This window comes from Labrys okinawensis, from assembly GCF_047345005.1.
Lineage (GTDB): Bacteria > Pseudomonadota > Alphaproteobacteria > Rhizobiales > Labraceae > Labrys > Labrys okinawensis.
Map to the genome: position 1 here is coordinate 4,341,375 of NZ_CP178864.1, position 14,126 is coordinate 4,355,500.

General features: G+C 62.7%; 16 protein-coding genes. 9 read left to right on the forward strand and 7 right to left on the reverse strand.

Features of this window, described 5'->3' with window-relative positions:
* Nucleotides 1–46: 46 nt before the first annotated feature.
* The 6 genes from ACMDCR_RS20340 to ACMDCR_RS20365 all read right to left on the reverse strand — a co-directional run bounded on the left by ACMDCR_RS20340 (nucleotide 47) and on the right by ACMDCR_RS20365 (nucleotide 6,072).
* Complete coding sequence (locus tag ACMDCR_RS20340; RefSeq protein WP_413988360.1) at nucleotides 47–661, reverse strand: riboflavin synthase; 615 nt, start codon at nucleotides 659–661, stop codon at nucleotides 47–49.
* A 6-nt stretch (nucleotides 662–667) separates the two neighbouring features.
* Entirely contained in the window at nucleotides 668–1,762 is a 1,095-nt protein-coding gene (gene ribD, locus ACMDCR_RS20345; RefSeq protein WP_413993677.1) for a bifunctional diaminohydroxyphosphoribosylaminopyrimidine deaminase/5-amino-6-(5-phosphoribosylamino)uracil reductase RibD, read from the reverse strand.
* A gap of 144 nt (nucleotides 1,763–1,906) precedes the next feature.
* On the reverse strand, nucleotides 1,907–2,389 hold the full coding sequence (nrdR, locus tag ACMDCR_RS20350; RefSeq protein ID WP_413988361.1) for a transcriptional regulator NrdR: 483 nt from the start codon (nucleotides 2,387–2,389) through the stop codon (nucleotides 1,907–1,909).
* A 138-nt stretch (nucleotides 2,390–2,527) separates the two neighbouring features.
* Nucleotides 2,528–3,823, reverse strand: a complete 1,296-nt coding sequence (gene glyA, locus ACMDCR_RS20355; RefSeq protein ID WP_413988362.1) for a serine hydroxymethyltransferase — start codon at nucleotides 3,821–3,823, stop codon at nucleotides 2,528–2,530.
* Between the two features lie 299 nt (nucleotides 3,824–4,122).
* Nucleotides 4,123–5,367 (reverse strand): L,D-transpeptidase family protein, encoded by a 1,245-nt coding sequence (locus ACMDCR_RS20360; protein WP_413988363.1) that lies wholly within the window; start codon nucleotides 5,365–5,367, stop codon nucleotides 4,123–4,125.
* Between the two features lie 297 nt (nucleotides 5,368–5,664).
* A complete protein-coding gene (locus ACMDCR_RS20365; protein WP_413988364.1) occupies nucleotides 5,665–6,072 on the reverse strand; it encodes a DUF6163 family protein in 408 nt (135 codons plus the stop codon).
* A 147-nt stretch (nucleotides 6,073–6,219) separates the two neighbouring features.
* Between ACMDCR_RS20365 and hemB the strand changes: the two genes are divergently transcribed.
* From hemB to ACMDCR_RS20380, 3 genes are all read left to right on the forward strand, one after another.
* Nucleotides 6,220–7,260 (forward strand): porphobilinogen synthase, encoded by a 1,041-nt coding sequence (gene hemB / locus ACMDCR_RS20370; protein ID WP_413988365.1) that lies wholly within the window; start codon nucleotides 6,220–6,222, stop codon nucleotides 7,258–7,260.
* Nucleotides 7,261–7,354: 94 nt separating this feature from the next.
* Complete coding sequence (locus ACMDCR_RS20375; RefSeq protein WP_413988366.1) at nucleotides 7,355–7,606, forward strand: type II toxin-antitoxin system ParD family antitoxin; 252 nt, start codon at nucleotides 7,355–7,357, stop codon at nucleotides 7,604–7,606.
* 12 nt (nucleotides 7,607–7,618) lie between these two features.
* On the forward strand, nucleotides 7,619–7,906 hold the full coding sequence (locus ACMDCR_RS20380; protein WP_413993678.1) for a type II toxin-antitoxin system RelE/ParE family toxin: 288 nt from the start codon (nucleotides 7,619–7,621) through the stop codon (nucleotides 7,904–7,906).
* Between the two features lie 3 nt (nucleotides 7,907–7,909).
* On the opposite strand, the gene ACMDCR_RS20385 is transcribed toward ACMDCR_RS20380, so the two are convergent.
* Nucleotides 7,910–8,191 (reverse strand): SelT/SelW/SelH family protein, encoded by a 282-nt coding sequence (locus ACMDCR_RS20385; protein WP_413988367.1) that lies wholly within the window; start codon nucleotides 8,189–8,191, stop codon nucleotides 7,910–7,912.
* Between the two features lie 112 nt (nucleotides 8,192–8,303).
* Here ACMDCR_RS20385 and ACMDCR_RS20390 point away from each other — a divergent pair, with 112 nt between their 5' ends.
* The 6 genes from ACMDCR_RS20390 to ACMDCR_RS20415 all read left to right on the forward strand — a co-directional run bounded on the left by ACMDCR_RS20390 (nucleotide 8,304) and on the right by ACMDCR_RS20415 (nucleotide 14,122).
* A complete protein-coding gene (locus ACMDCR_RS20390; RefSeq protein WP_413988368.1) occupies nucleotides 8,304–9,644 on the forward strand; it encodes a branched-chain amino acid ABC transporter permease in 1,341 nt (446 codons plus the stop codon).
* Nucleotides 9,645–9,768: 124 nt separating this feature from the next.
* Nucleotides 9,769–10,518 (forward strand): arginyltransferase, encoded by a 750-nt coding sequence (locus ACMDCR_RS20395; protein WP_413988369.1) that lies wholly within the window; start codon nucleotides 9,769–9,771, stop codon nucleotides 10,516–10,518.
* Between the two features lie 97 nt (nucleotides 10,519–10,615).
* The gene (locus ACMDCR_RS20400; protein WP_413988370.1) at nucleotides 10,616–10,921 is read left to right on the forward strand and encodes a GCG_CRPN prefix-to-repeats domain-containing protein; all 306 of its coding nucleotides are present in this window, start codon (nucleotides 10,616–10,618) and stop codon (nucleotides 10,919–10,921) included.
* Nucleotides 10,922–11,395: 474 nt separating this feature from the next.
* Nucleotides 11,396–12,271 (forward strand): carbohydrate ABC transporter permease, encoded by an 876-nt coding sequence (locus ACMDCR_RS20405; protein WP_413988371.1) that lies wholly within the window; start codon nucleotides 11,396–11,398, stop codon nucleotides 12,269–12,271.
* Nucleotides 12,256–13,071, forward strand: a complete 816-nt coding sequence (locus tag ACMDCR_RS20410) for a carbohydrate ABC transporter permease (protein WP_413988372.1) — start codon at nucleotides 12,256–12,258, stop codon at nucleotides 13,069–13,071. Before ACMDCR_RS20405 ends, ACMDCR_RS20410 begins: the two co-directional genes overlap by 16 nt.
* Before the next feature lies 1 nt (nucleotide 13,072).
* The gene (locus ACMDCR_RS20415) at nucleotides 13,073–14,122 is read left to right on the forward strand and encodes an NAD(P)-dependent alcohol dehydrogenase (protein WP_413988373.1); all 1,050 of its coding nucleotides are present in this window, start codon (nucleotides 13,073–13,075) and stop codon (nucleotides 14,120–14,122) included.
* Nucleotides 14,123–14,126: the final 4 nt, after the last annotated feature.

Sequence of the window (14,126 nt, forward strand, 5' to 3'; positions counted from 1 at the left end):
ACAGCCCGGATAATCCGGCTGCTCAATCTAACTGGTGGCGCGTTCACTAACGCCCGGCGGCGACATCCGCAAGCCGCGCGGCATAGCGGGCCATGGTGTCGATCTCGATATTGACCTTGTCGCCGACCTTGGCGTCGCCCCAGGTGGTGACGGCCAGGGTATGCGGGATCATCATCACGCTGAAATCGTCGCCCTCTACGTGATTGACGGTGAGCGAGGTGCCGTCCAGCGCCACCGAGCCCTTCTGCGCGATGAATTTGGAAAGCTCCGTCGGCGCCCGGAAGACGAAATGCGAGGTGCCGTCCTGATCCTTGCGCGAGACGATCTCTGCGACGCCATCGACATGGCCGGAGACGATATGGCCGCCAAGCTCGTCGCCGATACGCAAGGCGCGCTCCAGATTGACCCTGTCACCAACCCGCCAGGTTTCCATCGTCGTGCGCTCGATGGTCTCGGAGGAGGCGTCGATGGTGAACACCGTATCCTTGTTCCCCCGCGCTGCCAGGGTGGTTACCGTCAAACATACACCCGCATTGGCGATGGACGCGCCGATGGCGATCGAGTCGAGGGGATAACCGCAGGCGATGGCGATGCGCTTGGCCGAGCCATGGTCCTCGAGCGAGATGATCTCGCCGATGTCGGTGACGATGCCGGTGAACATGGGGCCTTAGCTCCTGCGTTGAATGGTCATGGTATCACGCCCGGCCATTCTTGCGGCCAGGTTGGGGAGTTGCGCGTCGATTTTCGCCAGCAGTTCCGGGGTAAGCGCGGTCACGCCCTCCCCGATCGGCTCGGGCGAGGAGAACTGCACGAATTCCTCGATCAGGTCGTGCTCGATCAGCGCGGCGGCAAGACGCGGGCCAGCCTCGACGATCAGGCGGGTGATGCCGCGCGTGCCGAGGAGCCGCAGCGCTTCGCCAAGATCAAGTGAAGGCGTAGCTGTGGCCGGCACGGCGGCACAGCCTATGCGCATCACTTCCACGCCCGCTGCCACGAGCGCCCCTTCGGGCTCAACCGGCGCATCGGCGCGAGCGATCACCCAGAGGGGCGTCTCGCGTGCCGTGCGCACCAGTTTCGAGGCAAGCGGGATGCGCAGGTTGGAGTCGAAGACGATGCGCAGAGGCGACTGGGCGGCCATCCCCGGCAGGCGCACATTCAGCATGGGATCATCGGCCAGTACCGTGCCTATGCCGACTGCAATGGCATCGCTCTGGGCACGCATGAGATGGACACGCGCGCTGGCGTCGGGGCCGGTGATCTTCACCGGCCTGCCGCCCGGGCCGGCCAGCTTGCCGTCCAGGGAGACCGCGATCTTCACGGCCACCGCCGGGCGGCCGAAGGTCACGCGTGTGATGTGCCCGACATGCGCCTGAAAAGCTTCATCCGCCAGCACGCCCTCGGTCACGTCGAGGCCGTACCGGCGCAGCATGTCGAAGCCGCGGCCGCCCACGCGGGGATCGGGATCGCGCAAGGCGCCGACCACACGCCCCACGCCTGCACGCGCGAGCGCGTCCGCGCAAGGGCCCGTGCGGCCATAGTGGGAACAGGGTTCGAGAGTGACATAGGCGGTGGCGCCTTTGGCCAGAGGCCCTGCCTCGGCAAGCGCCCGCGTCTCCGCATGAGGACGCCCGCCCGGCTGGGTCCAGCCGCGCCCGACGACGACTTCGGCATCGCCGACGCGGCGCACGATGACGCAACCGACCGCCGGATTCGGCCAGGTATTCCCGAGGCCGCGCCGCCCCATCGCCAGCGCCGCGCGCATGAAGCGCTCGTCCCGGCGCAAGGCCTCGATGGCTGAGGGAAGGAAGGGCGCTGTCACGATTGGTCAGTATCCGCCGGAAAGGTCGAAGACCAAATAGACAGGCGCGGGTTCCGGTTCAACCCGCAAAGCCGCAGGGCTGCTCTGTCAAAGCGGTTCGGCGCCGTCCTTCGCCTCGTCCTCGCTGCTGAGTTCGTCGAGCACCGCGGTGAAATCCTTGGCTTCGTTGAAATTGCGGTAGACCGAGGCAAAGCGCACATATGCGACATCATCGAGGGCTTTCAGCCCCTTCATCACGATGCGGCCGATCTGCTCGGAGGTGATTTCGCTCTCGCCGAGCGACTCGATCTGCCGCACTAGGCCGTTGACCAGACGCTCGACGCGCTCCTCGCTGACGGGGCGCTTGCGCAGCGCCGTCTCGATGGAACGCGAGAGCTTGTCGCGGTCGAAAGCCACCTTGCGGCCCGAGCGCTTCACCACGGTCAACTCGCGCAGTTGCACGCGCTCGAATGTGGTGAACCGGCCGCCGCAATCCGAACAGACGCGGCGGCGGCGGATCGAGGTTCCGTCATCGGTGGGCCGGCTATCCTTCACCTGGGTGTCGGGCGCGCCGCAATAGGGGCATTTCATTCCGCTAGTCCGTCATAAGGACGCAGGCATTGCGTCTTGGAAGCGCCAGTTCCTGGGACCGCGGACGTCCTCGTCCGCTCTTGGAAGCGTGGCGTTTGTCGGCGAGGAAGAGCGGATGAGGACGTCCGCGCTCCCAGCTTAATAGATCGGGAAGCGCGCGGTCAGCTTGTTGACCTTGGCGCGCACCGTCTCTTCCACGCTGCCATTGTTGTCGGCACCGTTCTTGGCAAGCCCTTCCAGCGTCTCGGTGATGAGATCGCCGACCTCCTGGAACTCCTTGACGCCGAAGCCGCGCGAGGTGGCCGCCGGCGTACCCAGGCGGATGCCCGAGGTGACCATCGGCTTCTGCGGATCGTAGGGAATGCCGTTCTTGTTGCAGGTGATGTGGGCCCGCTCCAGCGCCTTCTCGGCGAAATTGCCGGTGAGGTTCTTGGGACGCAGGTCCACCAGCATCAGATGGTTGTCGGTGCCACCGGAGACAATGTCGAAACCATTGGCCTTGAGATTGTCGGAGAGCGCGGCGGCATTCTCGACGACCTGCCTTGCATAGGTCTTGAACTCCGGACGCAGCGCCTCGCCGAAGGCGACCGCCTTGGCGGCGATGACATGCATCAGGGGGCCGCCCTGCAAGCCCGGGAATACGGCGGAATTGACCTTCTTGGCGATGTCTTCGTCATTGGTGAGGATGATGCCGCCACGCGGGCCACGCAGGGTCTTGTGGGTGGTCGAAGTCGCGACATGGGCGTGCGGGAACGGCGAGGGATGGGCCCCGCCCGCCACCAGGCCGGCAAAATGTGCCATGTCGACGAAGAAATAGGCGCCCACGGCATCAGCGATCGCGCGGAAGCGAGCGAAATCCCAATGGCGGGCATAGCCCGACCCGCCGGCGATGATCAGCTTCGGCTTGTGCTCATGGGCAAGGCGCTCCACCTCGTCCATGTCGACGCGATGGTCGTCCGGGCGCACGTTGTAGGGCACCACATTGAACCAGCGGCCGGACATGTTCACGGCCGAGCCGTGGGTGAGATGGCCACCGGCATTGAGGTTGAGGCCCATGAAGGTATCGCCCGGCTTCATCAGCGCGAGAAACACGCCCTGGTTCGCCTGGCTGCCGGAATTCGGCTGCACATTGGCATAGGCGCAACCGAACAGGTTCTTGACGCGCTCGATGGCCAGGTTCTCGGCCATGTCGACGAACTCACAGCCGCCATAATAGCGCCGGCCCGGATAGCCCTCGGCATATTTGTTGGTCATGATCGAGCCCTGCGCTTCCAGCACGGCGCGCGAGACGATGTTCTCCGAGGCGATCAGCTCGATATGATCGCGCAGGCGGCCGAGTTCGAGATCGATCGTGTGCGCCAGCTCCGGATCGGCAGCATGCAGATCGGCGGCGAAGAAGCTGTTCGACGGGGTGGCGGAGCGGGCGTCATTCATCGGGAGCGGCCTTGTTGGATCGGAGGCAGACGACATACCCAAGTTGCAGCCGAAAGTCATGTCTGCAAGCGACTAAAGTGTGATTGGCGGGCACAGTGGAGGCGCCCTGGGACCGAAGGCGTCGCGCCTGCATCTTGAACTGTCCCGATTCTAAGAGCAGGCGAGACGCCTGCGGTCCCAGGGATCGGCCGCGCCCACGCAGGGCGTGACGTCCAAATAAAAAGGCGCCGCAAGAAAACCTGCGGCGCCGGAATTTTCCTACGGTTACAAGAGGCGGGCAGGCCGTCCGCGCTTCGAGGTCAGCCCTGCTCTTCCTTGGTCACCACGGCCAGGTTGGCATAGCCGTCCTTGTTGTAGACGTCGTCGCGGAACTCGACGAGGCCTTCCGGCGTCGCCCAGGCGGTGATGTAGGCCCAGAACACCGGCACCTTGGCTGTTGGGAGCGCGGTGATACGGTCACCCGCGCGGATCACCTCGTCGATGCGGTCGCGGGTATATTCAGTGCCCTGCAGGATCCAGGCACAGAGTTCGCGCACGTCCTGCACGCGGGCGCAGCCCGAGGAGTCGAAGCGATATTCCGAGCCGAACACCGACTTGTAGGGCGTGTCATGCATGTAGACGCCGTATTGGTTGGCGATGTTGATACGTACCTGGCCGAGCGAGTTGCCGAAGCCCGGATCCTGGGTGAAGCGCATGCGGGTCGCCTCGTCGGTATTCCAGTCGATCTGGTCGGGCTGGATCTCCTGGCCCTGGGGGTTATAGATGCGGATATGGTGCTCGGCCAGATAGGTCGGCTCCTTCTGCATCAGGGGGATCAGGTCCTTCTTGATGATGGACAGCGGCACCGTCCAGAACGGGTTGAAGTTGACGTTCTGCACCACGGTGGAGAGGATCGGTGAGGGGCGGTCCGGCTTGCCGATCACGGTGTTGTGGCGCTGCTCGACAACGCCATTGTTCACGGCTTCGAGTTCCGTCGCCGGTATGTTCATCATGATGTAGCGATTGCCGAGATTGCCCATGGTGCGCAGGCGCACGATGTTCATCTGGAGCTGCTTGACTCGGATGTCGATCGGAATGGCGAGGGCGGCTCGCGAGGTGTCGCCGACCACGCCGCTGGCGAGGATGCCGTGGCGGGACTGGAAGCGCTTCACGGCGCCGTCGAGATAGGAATCGAACACGGGCGAGCCCCCGAGCGAAGGGGCAAGGTCGCCGGATACGATCAGACGCTGGCGCAACGACACCACGTCGGCATTGCGGTCGCCGAGTTGGAGGCGGCCAGTGCCGGTCACCTGCGGCCACCCGCCCTGCGCGGCCAGCTCGCTATATTTCGCCAGCGCGTTCTGGGTTGCCTGCAGCGTATAGGGCGAGAAGGTGGGTGAGGAACTCGTCGCGGCCGCGATGGGGCTCGCAACGGAATCGTAGCGTTCCTTCATCTCCATCTGGCCGAGGCCAAGGTCATCGGCAAGTGCGGGACGAACGAGAGCAGTCGTCGCGGCTCCCAACGCCAGGGTGGAGAGAAAATCGCGGCGAGAAAAATGAGACATATTGATCCAATCCTGCAGTCAAAGCCTGCTTCCGCCACGCGCCTACCGTATCGGCAATCCCCCGCAGCCATGAATTGCCGCAGGTAATACACCAGGAAGGTAAACGAACCGCGACCAGAGCAGCACTCTGTACCCGTTCCCGACAGGGATATGTGTACTAAACCTGAGGCGAGGCCTATCGGCAGAAAGCGGCAAAACCGGGACAATTGTGGCAAGGAGCCGGCTAAATCACCCGGAAGCGAGCTTTACCCACCGCATCGTGACATTGTTGCAACAACCCCGATACGCGCTGAGGCCTCAATGGCGCTGGCGTTCGCGGGAGGCAAAATACGCCAAGCCGACATAAAGGACAATCAGGACGCCGATGGTGGTCATCATCGCATATTGCCTCCCGAAGATCTCCGGGCGGAACAGCGAGATGATGAAATAGCCGCCCGAGGCGATCAGCCAGATCACCCCGCCCCACGTCGTCGCCATCCACAGGCCGACGGCGGCGACGAGATCGAATACGGCAAAGAAGATAACGGCGGTCTGGGTCAGCACCGGCATGCCGAGGAATCGGTCGGGATCGGCATGGCCAATCCCAAGGATGAGGCACCAGTGGATAATGCCCTTCGCCATCCACAAAATAGCGGCAGCGCGCATGAACCACAACAGATAGGCGCCGTAGGGCGGACCGTCGCGGTCAAACTCGATATCACTCATTTCATGCCTCGTTGCAGGCGGCTGTTCTAGCGGGGCGCACGCCGGAGAGCAAATACCGGGAGTTCCCGGGGGTGTGACATGACGCCCTCTTCGCAAGCGCTGGGATGTGTTAAAACCAGCTCAACCAACGCGCTGCAAGAGACTGTCATGCCCTCCTCCGTCACCCCGCTCAAATCAGCCCCCGCTCCAGCCAGGGAGAGGCTGGATCTCATCGAGCGTCCCCGGCGCAATCGCAAGAGCGAATGGGCGCGCCGGCTGGTGAAGGAGAATGTGCTCACCACCAATGACCTGATCTGGCCGATCTTCGTGCAGGACGGCGTCAACACGCGCACGCCCGTTGCGGCGATGCCCGGCGTCGATCGCGTCACCGTCGATATCGCGGTGAAGGAGGCGGCACGCGCCCTCGCCCTGGACATTCCCGTGGTGGCGATCTTCCCCTACACGGACCCGGACCTGCGCGATCCCACCGGCAGCGAGGCGCTCAACGCCCAGAACCTCACCTGCCGCGCCTGCCGCGCCATCAAGGCAGAGGTGCCGGATATCGGTCTCCTCACCGATGTTGCGCTCGATCCCTACACGTCCCACGGCCATGACGGCCTCCTGGAGGGCGGCCGGATCCTCAATGACCAGACCGTCGCTCTGCTGGTACGCCAGGCCTTGGTGCAGGCCGAGGCCGGCTCCGACATCATCGCGCCCTCGGATATGATGGACGGACGTGTCGGCGCCATCCGCGCGGCCCTGGACGAGGCCGGTTTCATGGACGTGCAGATCATGGCCTACTCGGCCAAGTATGCCTCGGCCTTCTACGGCCCCTTCCGAGAGGCAGTCGGCTCCTCTGGTACGCTCAAGGGCGACAAGCGCACCTACCAGATGGACTATGCCAACACGGACGAAGCCGTACGCGAGGCCGAACTCGATCTCGCCGAGGGCGCCGACATGATCATGGTCAAGCCGGGCCTGCCTTATCTCGACATCGTCGCCCGCCTGAAATCGACCTTCGGCCGCCCGACCTTCGCCTACCAGGTCTCGGGCGAATACGCGATGATCATGGCCGCCGCCCAGAATGGCTGGATCGACGGCGAAAAGGCGATGGTGGAAAGCCTCACCGCCTTCAAGCGCGCTGGCGCAGACGGCATCCTCACCTATTTCGCACCACGGGTCGCGGAGTACCTGAGGAAGGAAAAGTAGGATCTTTCCTTTCAGGTGATCGCTGCTGCGTCGATAACAAACTTTGCTACAGTCTGTTATCGCGCCTATACTCCTGACAGTTGGAGCAGCCAATATGAATATGAATGTCTCCCTCACTGAAGAGTTGGCCCGCTTCGTGAAGGCTAAAGTCGAAACGGGCCGCTACACCTCTTCCAGCGAGGTTGTCCGCGAAGCCCTTCGCTTGTTGGAAAAACATGAGCAGGCCGAAGATCTCGCCTGGCTGCGCCGCGCCTGGCAGGAAGGCGTCGACAGCGGGGACGCTGGCGAGATAGATTTTGACGCCTTAAAACACGAGGCTCGGGTCCGTATCGCCGCAAAGGCCTAATCTGTGGGGGTTGTGCGGTATTCGAAGCTTGCGAAGGAAGATCTCCTAAAGATCTGGCGCGACATCTCCGCCCATGACGAGGTGGCGGCAGACCGAATCCTGGACCTGATCCGCGATCGTTGCGATCTATTGCGCGATCAACCCCGTCTGGGAGCACAACGCCCTGAGATTGGCGAGGGAGCGCGAGTTCTCATTGTCGAAAAGTGGCTCGCATTCTACAGGGAGATCGCTGGCGGCGTGCAGATTGTTCGCGTTGTCGACGGTCGTCGTGACCTCAAGCAGATCGAATGGTCGCATTAGTCGCTACCTGTCGTTATGGCCGAGGTCCCGCTCGGGGTCGAGCCGATCGCGCACCAGCTGCTTGAGCGTCTTCACGTCGGGAAAACCGCCGTCGCGCTTGCGCTCCCAGATCTCCACGCCCTCATATTCAATGCGGAAGGCCCCGCCCGTCGCTGGCACCAAGGTGACTTCGCCCAGATCCTCCTGGAACGTGGAGAGCAGTTCCTGCGCCATCCAGGCAGCCCTGAGCATCCAGTTGCACTGCCGGCAATAGACGATGGTTACACCAGGCTTGTTGTCGCGCATCACGATTCACCGAACCAACAGAGGATAGGATAAAGCCAAGATAGGCTTGCGCCCTGCCCCACGAAAGCGCATCGATCATGGCATCCGCAAGACTGTCCCGATAGCAGCCGCTTTGATTCAACGCCTTGTCGCCCTGATCCTCCTGGCCATCTGTCTTGTCTCCTGCGGCGATGGGCTCGATCGGCAACAAGTGACCATCTGCCGGCAGACCTTGCCGGCCGTCAATCTCGATGCGGAGAAGATCTACGTCACGAAAGTCAGCCCGGCGCCGCCGCCCTATATGGTGCGGATCGACTATCGCCTGACCCAGCACGGCCAGACGAGCCCCTCCTTCGTGCTCTGCGGCTTCGGCCCGAACGAGAGAAACGACAAGGCCGTCGAACTGAAGATCCTCTCGACACCCACCGAGATCTTCTCGCCGATGAAGCTGCACATCCTCAACCGTTACTGGCTCGATCGCCACGACCTGTCCTACCCTGCCGATCCCGGTCCGGGCGATACCGAAGCCAATGTGCCCGAGGTGCCCAAGGCGCTCGCCTATCTCCTGCAAAGCGTCGCCAACGGCTTGCCGAACATGGCGATGACCATGCTCATCGCCGTCGCCTACGCACTCATCTTCGGCCTGGTCGGGCGCATCAATCTCGCCTTCGGCGACTTCGCCGCCCTCGGCGGCATCGTCAGCGTCGCAGCGGTGCTGACCATGCTGGCGCTCGGTTCGAACTCCCTGGCCCTCAACCTTTTCCTCGCAGCCCTGTTCGGAGTGGGGCTGACGGTGCTTGCCGGGAAGGTAGTCGAGCACCTCGTCTTCGCTCCTCTTGCCTTCCGGAGCGGCCAATCCATCCTGATCGCGACCGTTGGCGTCGCCGCCATCATGCGCGAGCTCATGCGGCTGCTGGAAGGACCTGAGAATCGCTGGGTCCCGCCGATTGACGCCATGCCCATCCCGCTGGTCAAGGCAGAAGGCTTCATCGTCAACGTCACGCCCATGCAGATCGGCGTCGGGCTCGGCGCCACGCTGCTCGCGCTGCTGGTTGCCAGGCTGATGCATGTCAGCGAGTTCGGCCGGCGCTGGCGTGCCATCTCCGACGATGCGCTGATGGCCAACCTCATGGGCATCTCCAGCCGTGGCATGCTGAGCCAGACCTTTGCCCTCGCCTCAGCGCTGGCCGGCCTCTCGGGCTTCATCATGACCGCCACCTATGGCGGCACAGACGCCTATGGCGGCGTGCTGATCGGCCTCAAGGGGCTGGTCGCGGCCGTGATCGGCGGCATCGGCTCGGTGGGAGGTGCCCTCCTGGGAGGCCTTGCGCTCGGCCTTTTCGAGATGATCTGGCAGGCCTACCTGCCCATCGGGGATCGCGACGTCGCGGTGATGGTCGTGATGGTGGTGATGCTGATCTTCCGCCCCGGCGGTCTGCTCGGCTATGCGGAAAGTGGCCCTCGCCAGGTCTGACCCAGCGTCCCGGGCACCGCCCGATCAGGCTATCAACAGGGCAGAATGCGTTCAAATCTGTACGAGATGCTGGCAGTCGGCGCAGGCCAGTGGTACGCTTGCCGAATTCGCAAGGAGCGTGGCGTTGAGCATAGAAATTCGGGACTCACCGCAATTCTATCTGACTGCCCCCTCGCCCTGCCCCTATCTGAAGGGCCGGCAGGAACGCAAGGTTTTCACCCACCTGATCGGCGAGCGCGCTGCTCGGCTCAACGACGTGCTGAGCCATGGCGGCTTTCGCCGCTCGCAGACCATCGCCTACCGCCCGGCTTGCGAGAACTGCAAGGCGTGTGTGTCCATACGCGTGCCTGTGGCTGATTTCGTCCGCAGCAAGTCCTTCCGTCGCACCTGGACTGATAACCAGGATGTCGTCTCGGATATGCGAAGCGCCACGCCGACATCCGAGCAATATTCCACTTTCCGCGCTTATCTCGACCAGCGCCATGCCGATGGCGGCATGGCCGACATGACGGTGCTCGACTATGCGATGATGGTCGAGGACACCCATGTGAACACAAGGCTGGTGGAATACCGGCTCACCGGCAAGGACCTGCCGCTCAACCGCCAGGGCGAGGGCCCGCTGATCGGCGTCTCCCTTACCGATATCCTCGCGGACGGCCTGTCGATGGTCTATTCCTTCTACGAGCCGGAGATGGCCGAGCGCAGCGTCGGCACCTATATGATTCTCGACCATATCGAGCGCACCAAGACCATGGGCCTGCCTTATCTCTATCTGGGCTACTGGGTCGAAGGCTCACGGAAGATGGCCTATAAGGGCCGCTTCCTTCCCCAGGAGCGCCTCGGCCCCAATGGGTGGGACCGCGTCGAGAAATAATCAGAAACATTCCTGAACGAGCGATGACAGGCACACTCAAGCCTCGTTCAGTCGCCCCGTGCCATAGTTCCTCACCGTAATGTCAGTGAGGGTACCGATGAATTTCCCCACCAAGACCATCCTTGCAGCCGCGCTCGCTGTTGCCGGCCTGACTGCTACCGTCGAGACCTCCTCAGCCATGCCGCTGGGCCCGGCAGCGCCGGCTCCCTCGCCTTTGGTCCAGGATGTACGCTGGGGCTGCGGCCCGGGCTGGCACCCCAATCCCTGGGGTCGCTGCGTACCCAACCGCCGCCCGGTCTACGGCTATGGCTATGGCTATGGGTATGGCTATAGCTACGGCTATCATCCCCACTACTGGGGTCATCCCGTCTACCGGCCCTATCATCGCTGGGATCGTTACTGAAGCAAAATGCGTTCCGGTCGGAGCGGATCTCCAGATTAGCGCATTGGTATCAAACGCGTTTTGCGATTCTTGGTGATTCGATCTGAAGGTGGGACGCGCTAGAGTAGTGCCGGTTGGAGCCACCGGTTGTTGCGTCAATGGCTCTCGTCTGGAGAACGGCGTCCCTCGGGGCGCCGTTTTTCCTTGTGATCCATCCGACCTTTCCAGCACATCAGGTCAACTGCGTTGACGCATCGCCGAGTTTGATCGATAGTTGCTTACCCCAACAATCTCGGCGGGGTTGCATAAAGAAAAAAACAGAACTTGGAGGAAACGCGCCGGGGCAATCCAGTCCCGCCGCACTCACAGCCAGGCGCCCGTGCCCGCAGTCCCGATCCGGGAAGACGTGCCGGCAAGGCAGCACCATCCTGCAGAATGGATGGCGTCGCCAAACTTCATATTGCCCCTGACCCTCGTTGTGCGGTGGTTGCCTCTATGAAGATCAAGACGCGTCTTCCATTGCTGTTCACGGCGCCGCCGATGCTGACGCTGCTGCTCCTTTCGCTCGTGCCGACAGTCTACGCCATCAACATCGCTTTTGAGGATCGCGAGTTGAGCAGCGACGAAGTCAACTATGTCGGCTTTGCCAATTTCATCGACCTCTTTCACGACAACCGCTTCCTCAATTCGATCTCGGTGTCGCTGATGTGGGAGATTTCCACCGTCATCGCCACCATGGTGGTCTCGGTGGTGCTCGCTATCATCCTTTTCGAGACGACCTCGCCACGCATACGCAATATCCTCTGCGCGATCTTCATCATCCCGGTGCTGCTGCCGCGCGTCTCGGCCGCCTTCGTATGGAAATTCGCCTTTCATCCGCTGTTCGGCATCGCCGTCTATCCCATCCGAATGATCACCGGCGAGCCGATCGATCTCCTGGCCGATCCGCGCACCGCCATGGCGACGGTGGCCGTCGTCGACGTCTGGCAGTGGAGCCTGCTGTTCTGCGTCATCCTGGTGAAGCTGCTGGAAACCCTGCCGCAGCAGCCGCTCGAGGCCGCCCGCCTCGACCATGCCCGCACCTGGGAGGTCTATCTCTACATCGCACTGCCGATGCTCGCCGCACCGCTCGTCAGCCTGACCTTCGTCAAGATGATCGAATCCCTGCGCGCCTTCGACCTTATCTATGTCATGACGCGCGGCGGGCCGGGCATCGCGACCGAGACGCTGGACATGTATGCCTTCTCGCAGGGCTTCATCGAATCCGGGCGCATTTCCTACGCCTCTTCCATGGCAGTGCTGATGATGGTCGCCACCACCATCGCCTTCACCATCATCTTCAAGCGGGTGAAAAAATGGCAAGAGGTCTAGCGCGCTACCTGGCCTGGCTGATCATCGCTATCCTGGTCTTCCTCACTCTCTTCCCGCTGTTCTGGACGCTGCTCAGCGCCTTCAAGAACCGCGTCGACATCGTCACCACTTCGCCGGTCTTCTTCTTCACGCCGACGCTCGACAACTTCATCTACATCCTCACCCGCGACAGCGTGCAGGCCGGGCTGATCAACTCGCTGGTCGTCACGGGCTCCGCGGTCGCCATCGGCGCCGTGCTCGGCCTGCCTTGCGCCTATGCCGTGGCGCGCTATCCCATGAGGCTTGCCGACGACATCAAGTTCTTCGTGCTCTCGATGCGCTTCATGCCACCTGTCGCCATCGCCGTGCCGCTGATGGTGATCTGGCTCAATCTCGGCCTTTATGACAGCAGGATCGCCCTGATCATCACCTATTCCCTGTCGACCCTCGCCACTACCGTCTGGCTCGCCATCCCCGCCTTCTCCCGTGTGCCGCGAGAAATCGAGGAGGCTGCCTATGTCGACGGCTATGGCCCCTACTCGATCTTCTTCCGCATCGCGATTCCCGTCGCCGCCAAGTCGCTCATCGGGGCCATCGTGTTCTCCTTCATCCTGGTGTGGAACGAATTCTTCATTGCCCTGATGCTCACCACCTCGGACGCCAAGACGCTGCCGATCGTCGCCTCCGAATTCACGCTGCTTGGCCGCGACGTACCCTGGGGGATTCTCAACGCCTCCGTCATCCTGCTCTCGCTGCCACCGCTGCTCTTTCTTGGTGTCATCTCGAGCTTCATCAACTCGGCCCTGAAATCACGAGACTGAAATGCGCGCGCTTGTCCTGGAAAAGAAAGACGTCCTCTCCATCCGCGATATCGACCTGTCCCAGGAGGTCGGTCCGCGTGACGTGAAGATCCGCCTGCACACCGTCGGCATCTGCGGCAGCGACGTGCATTATTACACCCATGGCGGCATCGGCTCGCGCAAGGTCGAAGCACCGATGGTGCTGGGCCACGAGGCGTCGGGCACGGTGGTCGACGTCGGCTCGGCGGTGACGAACCTGAAGGCAGGCGACCGGGTCTGCATGGAACCCGGCATTCCCGACATGAATTCGAAGGCCACCCTGCTCGGAATGTACAATGTCGACCCCTCAGTAACCTTCTGGGCAACGCCCCCTATCCATGGCTGTCTGACGGGCTACGTCGTCCACCCCGCCGCCTTCACTTTCAAGCTGCCCGACAATGTGAGCTATGCCGAGGGCGCCATGGTCGAGCCCTTTGCGGTGGGCATGCAGGCCGCCGCGCGGGCGAAGATCAAACCCGGCGATGTCGGCGTGGTGCTCGGTGCCGGCCCGATTGGCATCATGGTGGCGCTGGCCGCCCTCGCGGGGGGCTGCAGCAAGGTCGTCATCACCGATCTGCACCAACCCAAGCTCGATATCGCAGGACGCTATCAAGGCATCATTCCCGTCAACGTCCGCAATCACGATGTGAAGGAAGTCGTCAACCGTGAGACGGACAATTGGGGCGCCAATGTCGTGTTCGAGGCGAGCGGCGCCCCCAAGGCGATCGAAAGCGCGCCCACGCTCGCCTGCCCGGGCGGAGCGATCGTTTTCGTCGGCATTCCGGTCGATGCCTATCACCTCTCGATCCACGCCCTGATGGGCAAGGAACTCAGGGTCGAGACCGTGTTCCGCTATGCCAATGTCTACGACCGGGCCATCAACCTGATCGCCTCCGGCAAGGTCGACCTCAAGCCCTTGATCTCCGAGACCTTCAACTTCGAGCAATCCATCCAGGCTTTCGAGCGCGCCGCTTCCGGCCGCCCCGAGGACGTCAAGCTGCAGATCGAGCTCGCATCCACGCAGGACTGGTAGTCTC